The 22,673-nt window shown below is 57.0% G+C and carries 20 protein-coding genes; 9 read left to right on the forward strand and 11 right to left on the reverse strand.

Annotation, left to right across the window (positions count from 1 at the left end):
• The first annotated feature begins 2 nt into the window (after positions 1 to 2).
• The 6 genes from bioD (at position 3) to JWR17_RS07155 (ending at position 8,792) form a co-directional block, all read left to right on the forward strand.
• Positions 3 to 683 carry a dethiobiotin synthase gene (bioD, locus tag JWR17_RS07130; protein ID WP_299829722.1) on the forward strand — a complete coding sequence of 227 codons (681 nt, stop codon included), beginning with the start codon at positions 3 to 5 and terminating at the stop codon, positions 681 to 683.
• Between the two features lie 231 nt (positions 684 to 914).
• Positions 915 to 1,256 carry a pyrroloquinoline quinone biosynthesis protein PqqE gene (locus JWR17_RS07135; RefSeq protein WP_299829724.1) on the forward strand — a complete coding sequence of 114 codons (342 nt, stop codon included), beginning with the start codon at positions 915 to 917 and terminating at the stop codon, positions 1,254 to 1,256.
• A 263-nt stretch (positions 1,257 to 1,519) separates the two neighbouring features.
• The gene (locus tag JWR17_RS07140) at positions 1,520 to 3,325 is read left to right on the forward strand and encodes a phenylacyl-CoA dehydrogenase (RefSeq protein ID WP_299829726.1); all 1,806 of its coding nucleotides are present in this window, start codon (positions 1,520 to 1,522) and stop codon (positions 3,323 to 3,325) included.
• Positions 3,326 to 3,621: 296 nt separating this feature from the next.
• Positions 3,622 to 4,911, forward strand: coding sequence for a diguanylate cyclase (locus JWR17_RS07145; RefSeq protein ID WP_299829728.1), 1,290 nt, complete (start codon positions 3,622 to 3,624; stop codon positions 4,909 to 4,911).
• Positions 4,912 to 5,000: 89 nt separating this feature from the next.
• Positions 5,001 to 6,797, forward strand: a complete 1,797-nt coding sequence (locus tag JWR17_RS07150; protein WP_299829730.1) for an acyl-CoA dehydrogenase C-terminal domain-containing protein — start codon at positions 5,001 to 5,003, stop codon at positions 6,795 to 6,797.
• A gap of 216 nt (positions 6,798 to 7,013) precedes the next feature.
• Positions 7,014 to 8,792: an acyl-CoA dehydrogenase C-terminal domain-containing protein gene (locus JWR17_RS07155; RefSeq protein ID WP_299829731.1), complete on the forward strand. Its 1,779-nt coding sequence runs from the start codon at positions 7,014 to 7,016 to the stop codon at positions 8,790 to 8,792.
• A gap of 246 nt (positions 8,793 to 9,038) precedes the next feature.
• Here JWR17_RS07155 and JWR17_RS07160 read toward each other — a convergent pair whose 3' ends face one another.
• Positions 9,039 to 9,908: a LysR family transcriptional regulator gene (locus JWR17_RS07160; protein WP_299829733.1), complete on the reverse strand. Its 870-nt coding sequence runs from the start codon at positions 9,906 to 9,908 to the stop codon at positions 9,039 to 9,041.
• A 103-nt stretch (positions 9,909 to 10,011) separates the two neighbouring features.
• Here JWR17_RS07160 and JWR17_RS07165 point away from each other — a divergent pair, with 103 nt between their 5' ends.
• From JWR17_RS07165 to JWR17_RS07175, 3 genes are all read left to right on the forward strand, one after another.
• Complete coding sequence (locus JWR17_RS07165; protein WP_299829735.1) at positions 10,012 to 10,710, forward strand: MOSC domain-containing protein; 699 nt, start codon at positions 10,012 to 10,014, stop codon at positions 10,708 to 10,710.
• Positions 10,707 to 11,306, forward strand: a complete 600-nt coding sequence (locus tag JWR17_RS07170; RefSeq protein WP_299829737.1) for an aminotransferase class III-fold pyridoxal phosphate-dependent enzyme — start codon at positions 10,707 to 10,709, stop codon at positions 11,304 to 11,306. The genes JWR17_RS07165 and JWR17_RS07170 overlap by 4 nt, the downstream gene beginning before the upstream one ends.
• An 88-nt stretch (positions 11,307 to 11,394) precedes the next feature.
• Positions 11,395 to 11,556: a YqaE/Pmp3 family membrane protein gene (locus JWR17_RS07175; RefSeq protein ID WP_299829739.1), complete on the forward strand. Its 162-nt coding sequence runs from the start codon at positions 11,395 to 11,397 to the stop codon at positions 11,554 to 11,556.
• A 126-nt stretch (positions 11,557 to 11,682) separates the two neighbouring features.
• On the opposite strand, the gene JWR17_RS07180 is transcribed toward JWR17_RS07175, so the two are convergent.
• From JWR17_RS07180 to JWR17_RS07225, 10 genes are all read right to left on the reverse strand, one after another.
• On the reverse strand, positions 11,683 to 13,509 hold the full coding sequence (locus tag JWR17_RS07180; protein WP_299829741.1) for a S9 family peptidase: 1,827 nt from the start codon (positions 13,507 to 13,509) through the stop codon (positions 11,683 to 11,685).
• A complete protein-coding gene (gene pqqE, locus JWR17_RS07185) occupies positions 13,475 to 14,647 on the reverse strand; it encodes a pyrroloquinoline quinone biosynthesis protein PqqE (RefSeq protein ID WP_299829743.1) in 1,173 nt (390 codons plus the stop codon). The genes JWR17_RS07180 and pqqE overlap by 35 nt, the downstream gene beginning before the upstream one ends.
• Positions 14,619 to 14,894 carry a pyrroloquinoline quinone biosynthesis peptide chaperone PqqD gene (pqqD, locus tag JWR17_RS07190; protein WP_299829745.1) on the reverse strand — a complete coding sequence of 92 codons (276 nt, stop codon included), beginning with the start codon at positions 14,892 to 14,894 and terminating at the stop codon, positions 14,619 to 14,621. Before pqqD ends, pqqE begins: the two co-directional genes overlap by 29 nt.
• Positions 14,891 to 15,646 carry a pyrroloquinoline-quinone synthase PqqC gene (gene pqqC / locus JWR17_RS07195; RefSeq protein WP_299829747.1) on the reverse strand — a complete coding sequence of 252 codons (756 nt, stop codon included), beginning with the start codon at positions 15,644 to 15,646 and terminating at the stop codon, positions 14,891 to 14,893. Before pqqC ends, pqqD begins: the two co-directional genes overlap by 4 nt.
• Before the next feature lie 10 nt (positions 15,647 to 15,656).
• On the reverse strand, positions 15,657 to 16,568 hold the full coding sequence (gene pqqB, locus JWR17_RS07200) for a pyrroloquinoline quinone biosynthesis protein PqqB (RefSeq protein ID WP_299829749.1): 912 nt from the start codon (positions 16,566 to 16,568) through the stop codon (positions 15,657 to 15,659).
• 56 nt (positions 16,569 to 16,624) lie between these two features.
• Positions 16,625 to 16,699 (reverse strand): pyrroloquinoline quinone precursor peptide PqqA, encoded by a 75-nt coding sequence (pqqA, locus tag JWR17_RS07205; RefSeq protein ID WP_003422658.1) that lies wholly within the window; start codon positions 16,697 to 16,699, stop codon positions 16,625 to 16,627.
• A gap of 250 nt (positions 16,700 to 16,949) precedes the next feature.
• Positions 16,950 to 19,346: a pyrroloquinoline quinone biosynthesis protein PqqF gene (gene pqqF / locus JWR17_RS07210; RefSeq protein WP_299829751.1), complete on the reverse strand. Its 2,397-nt coding sequence runs from the start codon at positions 19,344 to 19,346 to the stop codon at positions 16,950 to 16,952.
• Between the two features lie 64 nt (positions 19,347 to 19,410).
• Positions 19,411 to 20,211 carry a carbon-nitrogen hydrolase family protein gene (locus JWR17_RS07215; RefSeq protein ID WP_299829753.1) on the reverse strand — a complete coding sequence of 267 codons (801 nt, stop codon included), beginning with the start codon at positions 20,209 to 20,211 and terminating at the stop codon, positions 19,411 to 19,413.
• Between the two features lie 12 nt (positions 20,212 to 20,223).
• On the reverse strand, positions 20,224 to 21,903 hold the full coding sequence (locus JWR17_RS07220; RefSeq protein WP_299829754.1) for an NAD(P)/FAD-dependent oxidoreductase: 1,680 nt from the start codon (positions 21,901 to 21,903) through the stop codon (positions 20,224 to 20,226).
• A gap of 280 nt (positions 21,904 to 22,183) precedes the next feature.
• Positions 22,184 to 22,645, reverse strand: coding sequence for an Lrp/AsnC family transcriptional regulator (locus JWR17_RS07225; protein ID WP_299829756.1), 462 nt, complete (start codon positions 22,643 to 22,645; stop codon positions 22,184 to 22,186).
• Between the last annotated feature and the right edge of the window lie 28 nt (positions 22,646 to 22,673).

Here is a 22,673-nt window from a genome sequence, read left to right on the forward strand (position 1 = left end):
AGATGAGCAGTTCGTACTTCATCACCGGTACCGATACGGATGTCGGCAAGACCACTATCGCAACCGGGCTGCTGTACGCCGCACGCCAGGCAGGCTTAAGCACGGCGGCGGGTAAGCCGGTCGCGTCGGACTGCGTTGTGGGACCTGACGGGTTGCGCAACCGCGACGCCTTGGCGCTAATGGCTGAAAGCTCGGTCAAACTGACCTATGACGAAGTCAATCCGGTTGCGTTTGAACCGGCCATCGCTCCCCATCTTGCGGCGCGAGAGGCAGGCGTAGCACTGACCGTGCAGTCTTTACTCAAACCCATGCGCAACGTGCTGAGCAAAGGCGCAGACTTCACCTTGATCGAAGGCGCGGGCGGCTGGCGTGTACCGTTGGCGGATCAGGCCAATTTATCCGACTTGGCCGCTGCGCTGCAGTTGCCGGTGATTCTGGTCGTAGGTGTGCGTTTGGGGTGCATTAACCACGCGCTGCTCACCGCCGAAGCCATCGCCCGCGACGGCCTGCAACTGGCGGGTTGGGTCGCTAACATCATCGACGGCAAGACCTCGCGCCTGGAAGAAAACCTCGCCACCCTGGCGGAGCGATTGCCTGCGCCGTGTCTAGGGCGAGTGCCAAGGTTGAAAAAACCGACAGCGGAAGCGGTGGCGGGGTACTTGCATTTGGAGCTGTTGGATTAGAAAAAAATTTGGATGAATTTGTGGGAGCCAACTCGTTGGCGAGCATTTGACTGTCAGGCGCTTCGCCAACAAGTTGTCTCCTACAGAGGCAGAGGTTGCGGGGCGATGTATAGATTTTTGTAGTGCTTTGCCTATCGCCTAGCCAATTGCCATTAGTCTTTTTGTCGGGCCTTTTGCGGTTTGGTCTGTTTCAATGGCCGTTGTTCGTTTTATGAACTGAGGGTTGGTTGCATGCAAATTCAAAGTAACAGCGCTTTTACGTCGGGCGTGAACCTTATCCAGTCTGGCCAGGCTCTCGTCGACCATGCCGCTGCGCAGATTGCTAAATCCAGCGTTCCCAGCGACGACACCGGTAGCAACAGCGTATCGACCAGCACGGGCGATTCTTCGGCCAAGAGCCAGTCCTCGAATCAGCAAGTCGAACGTCTGCATTCAGTTGACCGCAGCCAGCAAACCGATCTGGCGACCAACGCAGTCGAACTCTCCCTCGGCAAGATTCAAGCTGAGATGGGTGTGAAAGTGGCTAAAGCGTCCGATGAAGTGCTCGGCACATTGATTGACACTCACGCTTGAATCCCGTCTCTTGGGTGCGCCCCGGCGCACCTCGATAAATCGTCGCCCCCGTATTCCAGTCCTGTTCAACTAAACTTACACATTCGCAACGCTGGCTTCTGTCCCGGGCCTTTAGGCGCCCTTGTGTGCATTTTTTGCCTCGCTGACCATGAACGAAGTGCGCGCCGCCCTTGACAAGGTTTAGACGTAAACGTATGTTTCAAACAACTGTTTGATCGGCCTTCGATCATTCGTTCCAGGATTCCCAGCAGAGGTTTATCGCTATGCCTGACTACAAGGCCCCCTTGCGTGATATTCGCTTCGTTCGTGACGAATTGCTCGGTTACGAAGCGCATTATCAAAGCCTGCCGGCTTGCCAGGACGCTACTCCGGACATGGTTGATGCCATTCTCGAAGAAGGCGCCAAGTTTTGTGAGCAGGTATTGGCACCGTTAAACCGTGTCGGCGACTCTGAAGGGTGTACCTGGAGTGAATCCGGCGTGAAAACCCCGACCGGCTTCAAGCAGGCTTATCAGCAATTCGTGGAAGGCGGCTGGCCGAGTCTGGCCCACGACGTGGCACACGGCGGCCAAGGCCTGCCAGAGTCACTCGGTCTGGCGGTCAGTGAAATGGTTGGCGAAGCCAACTGGTCGTGGGGCATGTACCCTGGCCTGTCCCATGGCGCGATGAACACCATTTCCGAACACGGCACCGAAGAACAGCAGCAGGCTTACCTGACCAAACTGGTCTCGGGTGAATGGACCGGTACCATGTGCCTGACCGAATCCCACTGCGGCACCGACTTGGGCATGTTGCGCACCAAGGCTGAACCTCAGGCTGACGGCTCTTACAAAGTAAGTGGCACCAAGATCTTTATTTCCGCTGGCGAACACGATATGGCCGAGAACATCGTCCACATCGTGCTGGCCCGCCTGCCGGACGCACCGGCTGGCACCAAGGGCATTTCGTTGTTCATCGTGCCCAAGTTCATGCCTAACGCAGACGGCAGCGTCGGCGCTCGCAACGCTGTGACCTGTGGTTCCCTTGAGCACAAAATGGGCATCCACGGTAACGCAACCTGTGTGATGAACTTTGATGGCGCTACGGGCTTCTTGATCGGTCCGGCGAACAAAGGCCTCAATTGCATGTTCACCTTCATGAACACTGCGCGTCTGGGCACTGCGTTGCAGGGCTTGGCCCATGCCGAGATTGGTTTTCAGGGCGGTTTGAAATATGCCCGTGACCGCTTGCAAATGCGTTCGCTGACAGGCCCGAAAGCGCCCGACAAGGCTGCTGATCCGATCATCGTTCATCCCGACGTGCGCCGCATGCTGTTGACCATGAAAGCCTTCGCTGAAGGCAACCGTGCAATGGTGTACTTCACTGCCAAGCTGGTTGATATCGTTAAGTACGGTCAAGACGCTGAGCAGAAGAAGCAAGCCGATGGCCTGCTGGCGTTCATGACGCCGATTGCGAAAGCGTTCATGACGGAGGTGGGCTTTGAGTCCGCTAACCATGGCGTGCAGATTTACGGCGGTCACGGTTTTATCGCCGAGTGGGGCATGGAGCAGAACGTTCGCGACAGCCGTATTTCCATGCTGTACGAAGGCACCACCGGTATTCAGGCGCTGGACCTGCTTGGCCGCAAAGTGTTGATGACTCAAGGCGAAGCACTCAAAGGCTTCACAAAGATCGTTCACAAGTTCTGCCAGACCAACGAAGGCAACGAAGCGGTTAAAGAGTTCGTTGAACCCTTGGCTGCGCTGAATAAAGAGTGGGGCGAACTGACCATGAAGGTGGGTATGGCCGCCATGAAAGACCGTGAAGAAGTCGGTGCTGCTTCGGTGGATTACTTGATGTATTCCGGATACGCCTGCCTTGCATATTTCTGGGCTGACATGGCGCGCCTGGCTGCTGAAAAACTGGCTGCCGGCACCACTGAAGAAGCGTTCTACACCGCGAAGCTGCAAACGGCGCGTTTCTACTTCCAGCGAATCCTGCCGCGTACTCGCACCCACGTGGTTACCATGTTGTCGGGCGCTAACAACCTGATGGACATGAAAGAAGAGAATTTCGACCTGGGCTACTGAGTTTATTCTGTAGAAGCCAAATTGTCGGCGAGACGGAGCCATGAGTACGCTCCGTAAGGTCTTTCGCCAACACGTTGGCTCCTACAGACGTAAAAGGGTTGAATCGCCATAAGCCGCTTTTCCTTTGGGAGACGCGGCTTTTTTACGTCTGTCCCTACCGATTAAACAGTCAACTTCTTGGACTAGCGGCCGTTAAAGAAGATTAGTCAGGTCTCTAACGTCATTATAGTGCGTAACCGAGACGGTACAGGCACAATGCCATCTGTAGCGTTTCGCCGGTTAGGAGCCGTCCTCTTTTGCAGCGTTTCTCTTCCGCACGTCTCAGTCATTTCCTTCCCTCGCTGCTGTTGCTGCTGGCAGGGCTCTCGGCTGCGTATGTGAAAGACCTCAACGTATTTTTTACATCGTTGTTCAACGTGCTGCCGACGTTGGTATTGCTGCTGGGTGGTGCTTATTGTGCGGTGTATCGGCGTCAGCGCGAGCTGTTCCTGATGATCACTGTGTACACCGCCTATTTTCTATTGGATACCCAAACCGACTATTACCGCGATAATGGCAAAGTCCGTGAAGACGCCGCAGTGACTTTCCATTTGTGTTGTCTATTGTTACCGCTGCTGTACGGCCTGTTTGCCGGATGGGAGGAACGTACGCACTTGTTCCGCGATATGGTCGCGCGCTTTGCCGTGTTGCTTGCGTTCGGCAGCGTTGCGCTGGCGCTGGAACAGAGTTTTCCCCAAGCGCTGCTGGGGTGGCTGGCGGAAATCCGTTGGCCAGCCTTGCATGGCAACTGGATGAGCCTGATTCAATTGGCTTACCCGGTATTTTTCGCCGCTTTCTTGCTGGTAATCGTGCAGTACATACGCAAGCCCCGACCGCTGCATGCTGCGCAAATCGTCGGTTTGCTCGGTCTGTTCTGGGCCCTGCCGAAAACCTTTATTTTGCCCTTCACGTTAAACATCATGTGCAGCCAAGTCATGTTGATGATCGCCGCAGCGGTCGCCCATGAGGCGTATCAAATGGCCTTCCGAGACGAACTCACGGGCCTGCCTGGGCGCCGCGCACTTAACGAGCGCCTTCAGCGGCTGGGGCGCAATTACGTGCTGGCCATGACCGATGTCGACCATTTCAAGAAATTCAACGACACCCATGGCCATGACGTTGGCGATCAAGTGCTGCGGCTGGTGGCAAGCAAGTTGTCGAAGGTTACCGGCGGCGGTCGGGCTTACCGTTATGGCGGTGAAGAGTTCGCCTTGGTCTTTGCCGGCCAAACGCTGGAGGAATGCATGCCGCATCTGGAGCTGATCCGAGAGGCCATCGCGACGTACAACATCCAGCTGCGCAATGAGGATCGTCCCAACGATGACCAGCAGGGTCGTCAGCACAGAAGCGGTGCGAAAGCCTCCAGTGTCTCAGTCACTGTCAGCATCGGCGTAGCTGAACGGCAGGTGGACCAGCGTACGCCTGAGGAAGTGCTCAAATCCGCCGACCAGGCGCTGTACAGTGCCAAAGGCGCGGGACGCAATTGCGTGGTCGCGTATGGCCAGAACCGCCGGGGCGCTGTCCGTATGACGGGTGCTACCAGTTAAGTTATGAGCGTCCATTCAGCGTCTGGACTGTGATTGTCCGTGCCATCTTCGCGCAGTAGCTTGGGACATCTGCTGCCGGAGAAATGACCATGCCTGAGTACAAAGCCCCCCTGCGCGACATGCGCTTTTTAATCGATAACGTGTTCGACTTTCCCGCGCATTACCAGGCGCTGGGCGCCCACGACGCCAGCCCGGACATGGTCAATGCGATCCTCGAAGAAGGCGCCAGGTTCTGCGAGCAGGTGCTGTCGCCATTGAACCGTCCCGGCGATGAAGAAGGCTGCCATTTCGACAAGGGTGTCGTCACCACACCCAAAGGTTTCAAAGAAGCTTTTGCCCAATACGTTGAAGGTGGCTGGCATGGCCTGGCAGCGGATCCGGCTTATGGCGGGCAAGGTCTGCCACTGTCGCTGGGGCTGGTCATCAGCGAAATGATCTCGTCGAGCAATACCTCCTGGGGCATGTACCCTGGGCTGACCCACGGCGCCATGTCGGCCATCCATACCCACGGCACCGAAGAACAAAAACAGACATACCTGACCAAGCTCACCGAAGGCGAGTGGACCGGGACCATGTGCCTGACCGAGGCCCATTGCGGTACCGATCTGGGAATTATCAAAACCCGTGCCGTGCCCCAGGCCGATGGCAGCTATGGCATTTCTGGCAGCAAGATTTTCATCTCTGCTGGCGAGCACGACATGAGCCAAAACATCGTGCATTTGGTATTGGCGAAGTTGCCGGATGCGCCCGCCGGCACCCGGGGTATTTCGCTGTTCATCGTGCCCAAGTTTTTGCCTGACGCGGCTGGCGATGCGGGTCAGCGCAACGCGGTGTCCTGCGGCTCCATTGAGCACAAGATGGGGATCAAGGCTTCGGCCACCTGCGTGATCAACTTCGATAACGCTACCGGCTATCTGATCGGCGAGGCGAATAAGGGCCTCAATTGCATGTTCACCATGATGAACCATGCACGTCTGGGCACTGGCATGCAGGGCTTGTGTCTGGGTGAGGCGAGCTTTCAGGGTGCGATCAAATACGCCAATGAACGCTTGCAGATGCGCTCACTGACCGGCCCTAAAGCGCCGGACAAAGTGGCTGACCCGATCATCGTCCACCCTGACGTGCGCCGCATGTTGCTGACGATGAAAGCCTTCAACGAGGGCAACCGAGCGCTGACCTACTTCACCGCCCAGATGCTGGATACCACGCACATGAGCAGTGACGCGGGGCAGCGCGAGGACGCCGAAAACCTCTTGGCGTTTCTCACGCCGATCTGCAAAGCGTTCATGACCGAAACCGGTCTGGAAGTGACCAACCTCGGCATGCAGGTGTTTGGTGGTCATGGATTCATTCGCGAATGGGGTATGGAACAGTTGGTCCGCGACTGCCGAATCGCCCCGATCTATGAAGGCACTAACGGTATCCAGGCATTGGACCTGCTCGGGCGCAAGGTGCTGGGTAGCCAAGGCAAATTGCTGCGCGGGTTTACCAAAATCGTGCATAAGTGTTGCGAAGCCAATGCCGACCATCCGCAACTTAAGGGCTTTGTCGCTCAGCTCAATGGCTTAAATAAACAGTGGGGCGATCTGACCACTACGGTTGGCATGGCGGCCATGAAAAACCCTGATGAAGTCGGCGCGGCCGCTTTGGATTACTTGATGTACAGCGGTTACATCATTCTTGGCTATCTCTGGCTGCGTATGGCGCTGGTCGCTCAGGCCCAACTGGATAGCGGCAGCGGTGACGCGGCGTATTGCCAAGGCAAGCTGGCAACTTGCGAGTTTTACTTCAAGCGCCTGTTGCCCCGCACCACCGCCCATCAGGCAGCGATTGAGGCGGGCAGCGATTGCCTGATGAAATTGCCCGCAGAGATGTTCGCCCTTTAAATTCTGTAGGAGCCAACTTGTTGGCGAGGCGGCTGAATTGATACACCGCATAGGGCCTCTCGCCAACAAGTCGGCTCCTAGGAGTTTGCGTTTTCTTCTGGCATGAAAGTGACCAAAATAGTCTATACGGTCACGCACTGACCCTATGTGTCGCAAATGGTGTTCGGGTACACTCGGGGCCTTCGTTTCATTGGCTCAATTTCCGGGAGGTTTGCCATGGCTGACTATAAAGCGCCCCTGCGCGATATGCGTTTCGTCCTCAATGAGGTTTTCGAAGTTGCCAAGCTCTGGGCTCAGCTGCCGGCATTGGCCGAAACAGTCGACGCCGAAACGGTAGAAGCCATTCTTGAAGAGGCGGGGAAAGTTACCAGCAAAAGCATCGCCCCGCTGAGCCGCGCTGCCGATGAAGAAGGCTGCCACTGGAACGACGGCGTGGTTACTACGCCGGCCGGTTTCCCTCAGGCTTATCAGACCTATGCCGATGGCGGCTGGGTTGGCGTTGGGGGCGATCCCGAGTTTGGCGGGATGGGCATGCCCAAAGCCGTTTCGGCGCAAGTAGAAGAAATGATCAACTCATCCAGCCTGGCGTTTGGCTTGTATCCAATGTTGACATCCGGTGCGTGCGTATCGATCAACACCCACGCCAGCGAAGAGCTGAAAGCGATTTATCTGCCGAACATGTATTCGGGTGCATGGGCCGGTTCCATGTGCTTGACTGAATCCCACGCGGGCACTGACCTGGGAATTATTCGGACCAAGGCCGAGCCGCAAGCTGATGGTTCTTACAAGGTCAGTGGTACCAAGATCTTCATCACCGGGGGTGAGCACGACCTGACGGAAAACATCATCCATCTGGTATTGGCGAAACTGCCGGATGCACCTGCCGGGCCTAAAGGCATATCGCTGTTCCTGGTGCCCAAGTTCATGGTCAATGCCGATGGCAGCCTGGGCGCGCGTAACCCGGTCAGCTGCGGTTCGATTGAACACAAAATGGGCATTCAAGCCTCCGCAACCTGCGTGATGAACTTCGACGAGGCGGTGGGTTATTTGGTTGGCGAACCGAATCGCGGGTTGGCCGCGATGTTCACCATGATGAACTACGAGCGTCTGGGTGTTGGCATCCAAGGCCTTGCGTCTGGCGAGCGTTCCTATCAGAACGCAATCGAATATGCCCGCGACCGCCTGCAAAGCCGCTCACCAACTGGCCCCAAAGCCAAGGAAAAAGTAGCCGATCCGATTATCGTTCACCCCGACGTGCGTCGCATGCTGTTGACCATGAAAGCCTCCAACGAAGGCGGTCGTGCCTTTTCCACGTACGTGGCGATGCAGCTGGACACGGCGAAGTTCAGCGAAGACCCGGATGCGCGCAAACGCGCTGACGACCTGGTGGCCTTGCTGACGCCTGTGGCCAAAGCATTTCTCACCGACCTTGGGCTGGAAACCACGGTGCACGGCCAGCAGATATTCGGCGGCCACGGCTTCATTCGTGAGTGGGGCCAGGAGCAACTGGTGCGCGACGTTCGCATCACGCAGATTTACGAAGGCACCAATGGTATTCAGGCGCTGGACTTGGTCGGACGCAAGATCGTCGGTAATGGCGGTGCGTATTACGCGTTGTTCGCTGATGAGATTCGCCGGTTCACAGCCAGTGCTGGCAGCGACATGGCTGAGTTCACCAAGCCGTTGAACGCAGCCCTGGATAACCTCGACGAGCTGACCAACTGGGTCATGGACCGATCGAAAGCCGACGCCAATGAAATCGGCGCGGCATCTGTCGAGTACCTGCATGCGTTTGGCTATACCGCTTACGCTTACATGTGGGCGTTGATGGCTCGTGCGGCGCTGGGTAAAGAAACTCAGGACGATTTTTATGCCAGCAAGCTGGGCACCGCACGCTTCTACTTTGCGAGGTTATTGCCGCGTATTCATTCGTTGAGTGCGTCGGTGAAAGCAGGCAGCGAATCGCTATTTCTGTTGGAGGCGTCGCAGTTTTAAAGGCATCGGACAGGTCTGACGCAATGTAAGCATTTGCTTACGTGACGTGCTGCCGTTTCGCCCCTATCGCTTAGATGGATCCAAAGCTAATCTACTCAACAGGGACGTAGCGCAGGAAGCGCAAAAAACACAACAAGGACACGTAAGGATGCCTGCCAGGATGGCGGGGAGAAACGGATGTCAGGGAAACAGTCTGCAAAACCCCGCTTCGGCGGGGTTTTCTTTGGGCGCGATTTAACCCGGCACTTATTCCTCCAGCATTGTTCGCACCAATTCCAGCGCTGGCTGATGACGCTGTGCATCGCGGTACATCAGTCCAACCTTGAGCGGCACCCGCGGTTCGGTCAGCGGTTTCCACAGCAACGATGAGTTGCCCTGAATTCCCCGCACCCGCCCCGGCAAAACCGTCGCTAGCGTAGTGTTGAGCAGACTGTCGAGTATTCCAGTCATGCTATTCAGTTCGCCTTGCACGTGGGGGCGGCGACCTAAATTAGCCAACTGGGCCTGCCAGATCTGGCGCACTTGATACTCCTCACCCAGCAACAGCATCGGCAACTCTGCCGCTTGGCTGACCGAGACCTTTTTGAATTCCCGAAGTGGATGAGCGGCAGGGATGACCAATTGCAGTTCGTCTTCATACAACAGCACGCTGTGCAAGCCGGGTTGATGGGCTGGCAAAAAGCTGATGCCAATGTCCAGCGCGCCGTTGAGTAAGCGCCGTTCTATCTCCAGTCCCGATAATTCAAAAATCTGCACCACCAAATGCGGCTGAGCGTTGCGCAGTTGCTCAAGTAGATGCGGCACCAGATTGAGCACGGTTTGCAGCACACCAATCGCTAGCGTTCGAACCGACTGCCCACGGAAATTGCGCAGTGCATCCCGAGCGCGTTGCATGCCGTCGAGCAACGGCAATGCATGGTTGTACAAGGTATGCGCGGCCAAAGTTGGCAATAGTCGCTTGCTAGTGCGTTCGAACAAGCTCACGTCAAGACTGTGTTCAAGCTGGCGAATTTGCTGTGAAAGCGCCGGCTGCGACAGGGACAGGCGCTCTGCGGCACGTCCGACGTGACCTTCTTCGTAGACCGCGACAAAATAACGTAGCTGACGGAAATCCATAAGAAAAACTTATCGAAAGTGTAAATAAATCGAAATGGTCTCAGACCCCCAATAGGGCTTAGTCTAGCCCCATTCTTCGAGGCTTACAGGGCCATAAATTTTAATGAACAGCATATCTGTCGACGGAATTTTCATAGGAAAAGCCAAAAACCTCGGACACGGATTGGTCATTGATATCGATAAGCAAAGGTTGCAGCGCCGCACCTGGCTGTGGCCGCAAGGCCTAGGCGCCGATGAACACGGTGATCCGCGCTTCCATACCGGCCCAGAGCGCGCCTTGCATCACTACCCCGCCGAACATTACGCCTACTGGCGCACGCTCTACCCACACATTGACTGGACCGCTCCGGCTTTTGGCGAAAATCTGTCGACCCACGGCATTACCGAAGAACAGGTCTGCCTCGGCGATATTTTTCGCTGGGGCGGCGCATTGCTACAGGTCAGCCAGCCGCGTTCTCCGTGCTACCGCTTGACCCACCGTTGGGGCTTGGCAGACATGCCCCAAGAGGCCCAAGACAGTGGCCGTTGTGGTTGGTTTTATCGAGTGCTCAAGCCGGGCTTTGTCAGTGACAGCGATCCATTTGAATTGGTCCAGCGCAGCTATCCGGGTCTGACCGTGGCGGGGGCGTTACGAAGTTTTTTCCATGAGCCGCTGGAGCATTCGGGCCTGAAAAGATTGGTGGATTGCCCGGCGCTGTCATCCCGCTGGCGTGACATTGCCCTCAAGCGCTTGCGCACTGGCCGGGTGGAAGATTGGTCGGACCGTTTGCTCGGATTGCCGTTGGAAGGGCTGCGCGCATGAATTTGTTCAAGCTGTTATTCAATCGTGCGGCACGCGCCAACCCAGACGCCGGGATTGATTTGGCTGAACTGCTGCGCCAAAGCACAAGCCACGATCAGGTGCATATCGTGGCCACCGATTCCCAAGCCCGAGAAGCAACCCTCGTCCTGACGCGCCGATGGGGCCAGCAGCATCGGCGTGGCGCGTTCGGTATTGTGTCGACTTGCAGTGCTGGCCCGACAGCGGTCAGCGCACCGCCCAACGATTTAGCGGCGCTGCACGCCGCCATCGATGCGCGAACGGTCGCTATTATTCTGGAGCCTCGGCTTGGTGAAGCCGCTGATCGGCTTGAGACCCACGACTACTTTCAAGGGGTCGCGCAACTTTGCCGCGAGCTGAAGATTTTGCTGATTCTCGATGAAACCCGAACTGGCTTGGGTCGTCAGCAGACATTGCTGTGCGAGCTTCGCTGTGGAATCCGCGCGGACATTTTAGTGTTGGGCGGCGTTATCGAGAGCGGCAGGACAGTAGCTGCGGTTCTGGCCCGCGGAAGCGACGTGTCGGGTAAGCGCCCAGCCACATCCACGGCTGGAAATTGGCCCGCTGTCGCGGCGTGAAGGTTAAGACGCTGTTGAACCCTGCCAAGCGCAGCGGGTCGATTAGCTGTGTGGCTGACAAAAGCCGTCTTAATCGGGAGTCGTAAGTATGGATATCATCCGCATCATCATCGCCATCCTGCTGCCGCCGCTGGGTGTGTTTCTCCAGGTTGGCTTCGGCGGGGCCTTCTGGCTGAATATTTTGCTCACGCTGCTGGGTTATTTCCCAGGCGTGATCCACGCGGTATACATCATCGCCAAGCGCGATTGATCGAGCTGGCCTCAAACCCCCTGCAGGAGCCAAGTTGAACGTGTTGGCAAGAGGGCTTGATTAGGTATTTCAGGCATATCGCCTCGCCAACAAGCTGGCTCCCATACAGCCTGCACAGGGGGCGTATCAACCGTCTATCACCCGCCGATAAAACTTCCACTCCTCTTCTAGCGCATGCGCCTGGTTGCTGGCTTTGCGGAAGCCGTGGCGTTCGTCAGGGTAGAAATGGCCTTCTGCCGGGATCCCGTTTTCCACTAAAGCGTCGAGCATGTTGCGGGTTTGCTCGGGAACGACCACCGCGTCCAGCTCGCCTTGAAAAAATATTACTGGCACGGTGATTTGATCAGCATGCAGCAAGGGCGTACGGGCCTTGTAGCGGGCTTCGTCTTTGTCTGGGTCGCCGATCAACCAATCGAGGTAATCACCTTCGAATTTGTGTGTCGCTCGCGCCAGCGCAATCGGATCGCTGACCCCATACAAACTGGCCCCAGCGCGAAAAACACGATGGTACGCAAGGGCACATAAGGTCGTGTAACCGCCCGCGCTGCCGCCTCGAATAAAGGCTTGTTCGGGGTTGATCAGCTGGCGATCCGCCAAATATGCAACCACCGCACAAGCGTCTTCAACGTCGACATCGCCCCAGTTCAAATGCAGTGCTTGCCGATAGGCACGGCCGTAACCGGTGCTGCCTCGGTAGTTGAGGTCGGCGACGGCAAACCCGCGCTGGCTCCAGTACTGAATACGAGGATCGAACACTGGATAGCAAGCCGACGTTGGACCGCCGTGAATAAACACCACCAGCGGCGACAACTGCACACCGTCCATGGCCGGATAAAAGAACCCGTGTGCTTCGCCATCCCCGCTGGGATAACGCAGTGCTTGTGGGCGGGTGATGCGCTCTGCCGGTAAGGGTGCTGTGCCGCCCGCCAGCAGTTGAACCTGATGATCCAGGCGGCTAATGGCGAGCACGGCGGTAAGACTAACTGCCGAGGCGGCAACGCAATAAATGAATTCATCATCCATTGCCAGGCTGCGGAAGCGGCTGTAGTCACCGGTGAAATCTTCCAGCGAGCCGTCGGAATGACGAATAGCCAGTTGACCGATCCCGTCTTCTGACCAACTGCCCAAATAACTGTTTTCAGTCAATGGCAGCCACGTGCAACCGCCCAATTGCCACGGCGCGGATGAATAGTCCGCCGAAGCGGCCGACAGCGCGATGAGGCCATCGGCGGTCTCTGCCCAGGGTTGCCAAAACCCGCCACGATCGGTCAGACAGAGCAATCGGCCCTGGGGGTCAAAGCGCGGTTGTTGTAAAGATTCTTCAGCGCCCAACCCAGCGATACAGCGTGCGGTTGCCCATTGGCCATCGGTTTGGCGTTCGGCGCACATCAGTTGGGTGGAGGTCCACGGCTGATGCGGGCGTTGCCATTCAATCCATGCTAAACGTTGGCCGTCTGGACTGAGGGTCGGTGCCGCATAGAAGTCGGCGCCTTCTACTAATAGATGGCGTTGACCGGTCGCCAGATCGAACGCCACCAAGCGATGAACGTCGCCGTCCTCTTCCACGGTAAAAATTTGCCCCTGGGCAAAACGCACGTCGCCGTAGTGCTGGCTGCCATGGCTGATCAATTGCGGTTCGGACCCGTCGAATCGCTGCTGATACAGCTGCTGATCGGACTCATTTACGAACACTACGGCGTCATCGGCCAAGCAAAACGAGCCGCCGCCATATTCGTAAACCCGACTGCGCGCACTGAACCCCTGCGGTGTCAGGAACTGGGTCTGGCCGTTATGCCAGCGCCAGATACGGCAGGCAGCGTCTTCGGGGCGGTATTCATTCCAGAACACACCCGCCGCGCTGACGGCCAGTTCCGCGAAATCGACCCCCGCCGCAACCGCTTGGGCGGCGCTGAAGGTCTCAGGATTTGATGATGAGCCGGGAGTTGCGTTCATTGCGGAAGGCCAGCTGCTCAATGGTCTGATCAGCATACTCGGCTTCTTCGCGGGCTTGAATGATCATTCCGTGATGAGGAGATTTCCCACACACCGGGTCAGCATTACTGGCATCGCCCGTCAGCATAAACGCCTGGCAGCGGCAGCCGCCGAAGTCCTTCTCCTTCTCGTCACACGAACGGCACGGCTCCGGCATCCAGTCGTAACCGCGAAAGCGATTGAAGCCGAACGAGTCGTACCAAATGTGTTGCATGCTGTGTTCGCGGACGTTGGGGAACTGGATTGGCATCTGCCGCGCGCCATGGCAGGGCAGGGCTGTGCCGTCCGGCGTGACCGTCAGGAATACACTGCCCCAGCCGTTCATGCAGGCTTTCGGGCGCTCTTCATAATAATCCGGGGTGACGAAGATCAATTTGCACGGATGGTCCGCCGCCGCCAGTTTTGCCCGGTATTCGTTGGTCACGCGTTCGGCGTTCACTAACTGCTCGCGGGTGGGCAGCAAGCCGACCCGGTTAAGGTGCGCCCAACCATAGAACTGGCAGGTGGCAAGCTCAACGAAGTCCGCTTCAAGGGCAATACACAGCTCAATGATGCGGTCGATTTTGTCGATGTTGTGCCGATGGGTGACGAAATTCAGCACCATCGGGTAGCCATGGGCTTTCACCGCCCGGGCCATTTCCAGCTTCTGCGCGAAGGCTTTTTTCGAGCCAGCCAGCATATTGTTTACTTGCTCGTCACTGGCCTGAAAACTGATCTGGATATGGTCCAGCCCGGCTTTTTTGAAATCGACGATTTTCTGTTCGGTAAGGCCAATGCCCGATGTGATTAAGTTGGTGTAATACCCAAGCCGTCGCGCTTCGGCAATCAACTCCGCCAAATCTTGACGCACCAGCGGTTCTCCGCCGGAAAAACCGATTTGAGCCGCGCCCATCTCCCGTGCTTCGCGCATTACCTTGAACCACTGTTCGGTGGTCAGTTCCTGGCCTTGCGCGGCAAAATCCAAGGGGTTGGAGCAGTACGGGCATTGCAGCGGGCAACGGTAAGTCAACTCCGCCAGCAGCCATAGCGGCAAGCCGGTTTTGGGGGTTGGCGGAATGTATAGGTTGCTGTCAGGCAAGTTCGATCCAGCGTTCAGCACGGGCGACCTCCATAAACTGCTCGACATCGGTGCCGAGCTCTGGAAAGCCCGGAAACAGTTGGTCCAGCGCCTCGATGATTGCCGCGACACTGCGCTCGCCATCGATCAGGCCGCCGATGGCGCTGGCACTCTCATTGAGCTTGATCATGCCTTCCGGGTAGAGCAATACATGGCCGTTTTGCGCTGGTTCGAACTGGAAACGATACCCTTGGCGCCAGCGCGGAATCAATTGCCGGTCGAAACTCACAAGGCGATCCCCTTATGCCAGACGCGTTGGTCGGTAACGCTGTGATACGGCGGACGATTAAGCTCGTAGGCCATGCTCATGGCATCCAGCATGCTCCATAGAATGTCCAATTTAAACTGCAGGATTTCCAGCATGCGTTGCTGGCCTTCGTAGGTGGTGTAGTGCTGCAACGTGATGGCCAGCCCATGCTCCACGTCACGTCGGGCCTGGCCCAGGCGAGTACGGAAATATTCGTAACCGGTGGGGTCGATCCACGGATAGTGCTGCGGCCAGCTGTCCAGGCGCGACTGGTGAATGTGTGGCGCGAACAGTTCGGTCAATGAGCTGCTGGCGGCTTCTTGCCAGTTGGCGCGGCGGGCGAAATTGACATAGGCATCCACGGCAAACCGTACGCCGGGCAGGACCAGTTCCTGGGAGCGCAACTGGTCTGGGTCCAAGCCTACCGCCTGACCCAGGCGTAGCCAGGCTTCAATGCCACCGTCTTCACCGGGGCTGCCGTCGTGGTCCAGCAATCGTTGAATCCATTCGCGACGAATTTCCCGATCCGGGCAGTTGGCCAGAATCGCGGCGTCTTTCAGCGGAATATTGACTTGGTAATAGAACCGGTTGGCGACCCAGCCCTGAATTTGTTCACGGCTCGCCCGGCCTTCGTACATCGCCACGTGAAATGGATGATGAATATGGTAATACGCACCTTTGGCACGCAGGGCCGCTTCGAATTCACTGGATGACAGTGCAGTGGCGTCGCTCATTGGGGGGCTCCTAAAGCTCGATACTCATGCCGTCATAGGCAACTTCAACATTACGTCGGGCCAACTCGGCGCGCTCCGGGGAGTCTTCATCGAGGATCGGGTTGGTATTGTTGATGTGGATAAGCACTTTGCGTTGTTGCGGCAAGTGTTCCAGTACTTCAAGCATGCCGCCGGGGCCGTGTTGCGCCAAATGGCCCATCTCACGACCGGTGCGGGTGCCGACGCCGCGACGTTGCATTTCATCGTCGTTCCACATCGTGCCGTCCACCAACAGACAGTCGGCTGCGCTCATTTGCTCCATCAGCGCTTCATCGACTTTGCCCAATCCCGGCGCATAAAACAGTTTGCCACCGGTTTTCAGGTCTTCGACGATCAAGCCGATGTTGTCGCCGGGATGCGGATCGAAACGGTGCGGTGAATAGGGTGGCGCAGCGCTGCGTAACGGGAACGGAGTGAAGCGCAGGTTCGGACAGGCGGGAATCACAAAGCTGCCTTCCAACTCGATACGGTTCCAACTCAAACCACCGTTCCAGTGGGTCAGCATGGGGAACAGCGGGAAGCCGGTGGTCAAGTCTTCATGAACCATATCGGTGCACCAGACTTGATGCGGGCAACCCTCCCGCAGGCTGAGCAGGCCCGTCGTATGGTCAATCTGGCTGTCCATCAAGACAATTGCGCTGATGCCGGTGTCACGTAGGGCACGGCCCGGTTGCATAGGGGCAAAGCCCTGCAATTGCGCGCGGATGTCGGGGGAGGCGTTGCATAACACCCAGTGCACGCCATCGTCGGAAAGGGCGATGGATGATTGAGTGCGCGCCTGAGCCCGCAGGCTGCCGTCACGAAAGCCTGCACAGTTGACGCAATTGCAGTTCCACTGAGGGAAACCACCGCCAGCGGCGGAACCGAGAATCTGAATGTACATTTACGCTCCGTGAATAAAAACGCCCCGGCGAACCGAGGCGTCGTACTGCGTCAAAATCAACGGCTTGCGAAGTACATGGTGACTTCAAAACCGATACGCAGATCAGTGTAAGCAGGTTTAGTCCACGACATAGGGAGACTCCTTCCAGGTAAATACAGCGGTTGTTGACCCAACATTAGTCCATCGCCACGCGAAGACGTTCCGATGGATAGGCAGCTATCTTACTAAATTGCATTGGCGCAATGCGCTGGGATCTTAGAGAAAGGCCGTTGCGGAATTGGTAATGATAGAGCGGTTGTGGGCACTGCGTCGGCCCAGGCACACCAATTCTCTGTAGGAGCTGCCGAAGGCTGCGATCAAGGTCGGCACGGCCTTCAGCGATTATGATGAGCGCGACCGGTTTCCGCTCGGATCGCAGACTTCGGCAGCTCCTACAGTCAGATCAATGAGGCTCGAAGTTGGGCGGTTGCTGAGAAATATCCAACCGCCGGTCGCCTTATTTAACTGACCAGCGGCATCGAGCAATTCGCTTCTTTTGAGTTGCAGCAGCGCGGTTTGCAGCTGATGTGGGTAATGTTCGTCATGTCCGGCAAGATGCGCTTGCCACAGCCATTCGCTGAGCTGCGCAAGGTCCATGGCCGTCGTACCGAACTGCGCCGCCAACGCGTGTTGCTGAACCGATAAATCGGCCGTTTCAATGAGCCCAGGCAAACGGGCAACAAATTCTTGCAGATGACTGACGATTTCCTCTGCTGAGGCATTGGGTGATTGCACCCCGAACAGCCAGCCTGCCTGCCCGGCGATCTGTCGCAAACCGCTGAAAACAGCGTAGCCCAACTGCAATTCCACCCTTAGTCGCCGGTAAAAAGGCGCTTGGCCGAGGTGTGCCAACAGACGCCACGCCGCTTCATCGTTCACGCTATGGCTTGGCACCGGGCAAAATAAAAGCAGAGCGCTTTCGGGGTCTTCCGACGGATCGGTTATCCAGCGTTTGCCCGGCGTGACGTCAATGGCCTTCGGTGGTTGGTCGTCAGCGGTCCCCGGCATTTTTTCAAGTTCAGCGTTGAGTGCCGCGTTGACTTCTTCGGACAACCCGACGGTAAACGTAGTCCATCGCGCGTTGGCCCACAGGGTCGGCAACTCGTTGTCATGGTTATCGTCCCGTTCATCGACGCTTAAACAGGCGCTTAGATAATGGTCCGGCAATCGCTTGAGCAACTGGCGGATTGGGATTAATGCGGGTTCATTGCGCGCATCACCGAAATGTCCCCAGGTTTTAGCGTCCGGGGCGGTCAATAAGCGCAGAGCGTCCTCGATGATGGCGGGCATCGGTGCCGACAGTCCGCTGAGCTTAAGTTGCCAATAGACACCGTATTGGCTGAACGCGAGGCTGACCCCAGCCTGTTGTGCTGCTTTGCCGAGACTGTGCAGGCTGTCATTGAGCATTTGCCACAACGTTGTGTGCGCAGAGGTCAATTGCCAGCGCAGGAAAACCGCACCTTCGCTGGAGTCATCCAGCGAGGCTCGCAGGAAAGGATTGGGCGCGGGCAGTCGCCAGGCGATGTGTTGCATGCTCAAGTTATCCACAGGTTGCGGATGGATGAGCTGTTCTCGGGTTAATGCTGCGAGCAGGGGAGGCAGGGTCATGTTCAAGACATCAGGGCGCATGCAGAAACGGCGGGCTGTTTCCAGCGCTCCTTCAACCGCCGTTCGTTGCTTTTGCAGTAAAGCGTACTCCTCATGCAGTTTCGGATGGTCAGCGTGGGCTTTGAAAAATGCCAGCCAATCGAAAAACAATCCTGCGATTGTCCCGCCTTGATTGCTGCCTTCGGCTGTCAGAGAAAATTCGATGTTAAGTAATAACTGCTGATGGAATTGATACAGCGGCTCAACCTTGATCCTGTCGATCAAGCCCCGCTTACGCAGCTCAAATACCAGTCCGCCGGGTTGCTCATCCGTCAGCCATGTCTGAAAAAAGCTTAGTGCTTCGGGATGGGGGTAAGGAACGTGTTCGCACGCAAAAATCAGATGCAGCCGACGCGGATCGGTAACGGATTGCGGGCCAGGCGTAGCATCCAGCAGTGGCGGCGGTGGGCTTTGCACATGTTTTTCGCCGCTGACGAAAGTGCTGCCATAGGTTGTGGCCAGACCCCTTAACTCGGCTAACGATTGAGGCCCGGCAAGACTCAAAACCATCTGCCCGGCGTGGTAGAAACGTCGGTAAAAATCCTGCAGTGCCTGCTGAAATGCCTGACGAGGAACGGGGAGGCTGTAGCGATTGCCGGCGTGGAACGCACGCAACGGGTGACGGGCCGACAGCGGTTGCAGCAATGTCGTTTGGTAACGCGCTTCGGCATCGTGGGACCAGGCAATGAACTCAGCATGCAACACCTCCCGTTCGCGTCGTTGATCTGCCAACGTCATGCGCGGGTGGTTGAGCATCTCGCATAAGCGCTCCAACCCATGGGCAAATGCAGGTTGTGGCAGCTCGAAGAAAAAATCCGTTATGCGCTCACGTGTGCTGGCGTTCACCTGGCCGCCATGGCGCTGAACGAAGGCCATCAGGTTATCGTCGGCTGGAAATTGATCAGTACCGAGAAAAAACAAATGTTCGAGGAAGTGCGCCAAGCCTGGCCATGCTGCCGGTACATCGTGACTGCCGGCGGCAACCCGCAACGCCGCCGCGCACCGTCTTAACCGCGGCGCATGACGAAGCACCACCTGCAACCCATTGGGCAAGGTCAGGTGTTCGACAGTGGGGTTATTGGATGCTGGCATTAGGCTTCCGGCTTTTCAGCAAGGGAGGCCAATATGCTAGCGGAAATGTTTCGGTTTGGGACGATCAGCTGCGACTTAACCCGGTATACAACCCTGGGCGGCGGTCTTTGGAGTAGGTATTGATGGCGCGAGAATCAATCATTAACTGCCGATCCAGGGTGCCGACGATTAATCTTTCATCGTCGCTGGCCAAGGCTATTTGGCTGCCGTCCGGCGCTGCAATACTGCTCAGCCCGCAGTACTCAATATCACCCTCGCTGCCGCAATAATTGGCGTAGGCCACGTAGCATTGGTTTTCGAAGGCTCGCGCGCGAATAGTGACCTCGGCCACAAAGTCATAAGGCTTCATATTGGCCGTTGGCACCAGGATCAAATCTGCGCCGGCCAACGCCAGTCGCCGGGTGTTCTCGGGGAACTCCACGTCGTAGCAGATCAATAAACCGAGGCGCCAACCGTTCAGCTCGACCAGTGGGAAGTCGTCTTCGCCCGGCGCAAACATCGATTTATCAAGGTCACCGTACAGATGGGTCTTACGGTAATGACAGAGACTTCGCCCCCGCGCATCGATCAGTTGCACCGCGTTATAAATGTGCCCATCGCTGGATCGTTCGGGATAGCCATACAAAATGGCGATGCCCTGGGCTTGAGCAATCGCCATGACACGCCGGGCCGATTCGCCGTCACGCGCTTGGGCCAACGATGAAGCTGCTTCGGCACCGATGTTGTAACCGGTCAGAAACATTTCCGGACATATCAACAGGTCTGCGCCTTGGTCCGCTGCCTCCGTGGCTTTTAAAGCCAGGCGCTCAAGGTTGCCACTGACATCCAGCGGCAGTGGTGGGCATTGATACAAGGCGATACGCATGATGTTTGCTCCTCAGTCGGCCAGCGCGATGGGGCCGATGTCGTTGAACACATCGCCCGGGCCTGGGTTCTCCGGATGAGTGCTGCCGCCAAAATGATTCATGATGCCCCACACCGCATTGAGTGACGTCTGGACCGCGCCTTCTACCCATGCCGGGGTCCATGACACGTCATCGCCGGCGATGAAAATGCCGCGTTGTTCGTCAGGCATGTCCTGCTGCATGAAGTGCGCAAACATTCTTTGGTTGTAACGATAATGGCCGGGCAGTGCACCTTTGAAGGCGCCGAGAAAATGCGGATCGGCTTCCCAAGACACGGTGATGGGTTCGCCAATGATGTGCTTGGCAATGTCGACGTTGGGGTAGATTTTCTTCAGCGCGTCGAGCGCCAGTTTGACGCGCTTCTCTACCGGGTGCGGGAGCATCTTCAGCGCATCGCTCATCCATGAATAGGACAGACAAATAACGCCCGGTTTGTCGTCGCCGTTATCAAACAGATACGTGCCACGGGTCAGTCGGTCGGTGAGGGTCATGCTCATCAGGTCGCGGCCGGTTTCGGGGTCTTTGTCCTTCCAGAACGGGCGGTCAACCATGACGAACGTCTTCGACGCTTGCATGTAGCGCGTGCGGTCCAGCGCCATCCACATCTTCTGCGAAAACAACGATTCTTCGCAGTCGATCTGGGTGGTCAGCAGCCAGCTTTGGCAGGTAGTCAGCACGGCGGCGTAATGGCGGGTGTCGCCCCAATTGTCGGTGACTTCAAAGCGGCCATCTTCAGCGCGGGCAATGCGTTGCACCCCGGAGCGCGGGGCACCACGGTGCAGCGAAGCGAGGCTAGTGCCTTCGGGCCAATGCACGCAACGCTCCGGCACATGGCGCCAGATACCCAGTGGTACTTGTTCCACGCCGCCAACGATCAGGTGTTGGTGATCGTCGCAGTTAGTCATGACCACGCGGAAGATTTCCAGCATCGAGTTGGGGAAGTCCGAATCCCAGCCTCCAGTACCGAATCCGACTTGGCCAAACACTTCGCGGTGGGTGAAAGACAACTTGGCAAAGGCTTTGGAGGTGGCGACGAAGTCATAGAAGGTGCGGTCGTCCCACAATGGAACAAGGGTGTTCCACAGGCTTTTCAAACGTGGAACGTCGCGATCACGGATCGCTTGCTGGATTTCGGCAAATTGCGAACCCACTTCAAGCGCATCCGCCCAAGCGTCGGCGACTTCCTGGAACATTGCCGGAAGGTCTGACAGTTTTTGCGCGTAATAGGTGGCGCCTTCCAAGTCAATCACTGTGCTGCCGGAGGCTCCGGTCAGCGGGTTCGGGAAGGGTTTTGATTCCAGGCCAAGCTTGTCGACGTAATGGTAAAACGCGGTGGATGAAACCGGGAAACGCATGCCGCCCAGTTCGGCAACGATGCCGTCGGTGCCAGCGAACGCTTGAGAGCGCAGCCGTCCGCCCATTTTCGACGCTTCGTAGATGACCGGTTTTAAGCCGAGTTTCATCAGTTCGTATGCCGCCACCAGCCCCGCAATGCCCGCGCCAACCACCGCCACTTCCGTGCCATGGTGCTCAGCGGGAACGCTGCCCAGACCGGCGGGGTGTTCGATCCAGCTGTCGAAGGCAAAAGGAAAGTCCGGACCGAACATAGTGATCGGTTTTTTACCGTCTGCTGGATGGCGATTGCTGTTCATGACTGACCTTGCTCGGCTGCTACGCAAAAGAACACAGTCTAGATAAGAGCGACCACGTTAATAAGACGCATTGTGTCGTCGATTTGCTGTTTTTCGCTGCATTGTGACGAGATGATTGGTCATATAAGAGCTTGTAGGAGCGCGCTTGCCGGCGATGGAGCGCGAAGCATTTCCCGATGCTAAATCCAAGTCCTATCTAATAATGCATTAACCGATTTACGACTGCTTCGCAGCCGATCGCGGGCAAGCGCGCTTCTACAGGATTGGGTGCAACCATTTCTTAAACCGGCTGGCCGCGGTCTATCTTGCTGCTGAGGATGATGGAGGTGGTGGTTTTTTCTACTCCATCGACGCTGCCGATCAGGTCCAACAATTGATCCAGTTGCTCTGGCGAATCCGTGCGCAGCCACGCCACATAATCAAATTCGCCGCTGACCGCACACAGTTGCTGGACCTGAGCGATGGCGCTCAGTCGGCGCAATACTTCTTTGCCCGAGCGCGGTTGCACGGTAATGCCAACGTATGCCTGCAATCCGCCATCCACCACGCGCTGACTCAAGCGCACGCCATAACCGGTGATGACTTTCGATTTTTCCAGGCGTGCCAGGCGCGAGGTCACGGTGGTTCGGGCGATTCCCAAATGCCGAGCAAGCATCGCCACGCTTTCGCGGGCATTATTCTGCAAAGCAGCAATCAACTGGCGGTCGATTTCGTCCAGAGCGGGCGGGCGGCTATCGGGCAAGGTCATCTCCATCGGTCTGTCGGGCGGG

The sequence above is a fragment of the Pseudomonas sp. genome (assembly GCF_028293835.1).
Classification (GTDB): domain Bacteria; phylum Pseudomonadota; class Gammaproteobacteria; order Pseudomonadales; family Pseudomonadaceae; genus Aquipseudomonas.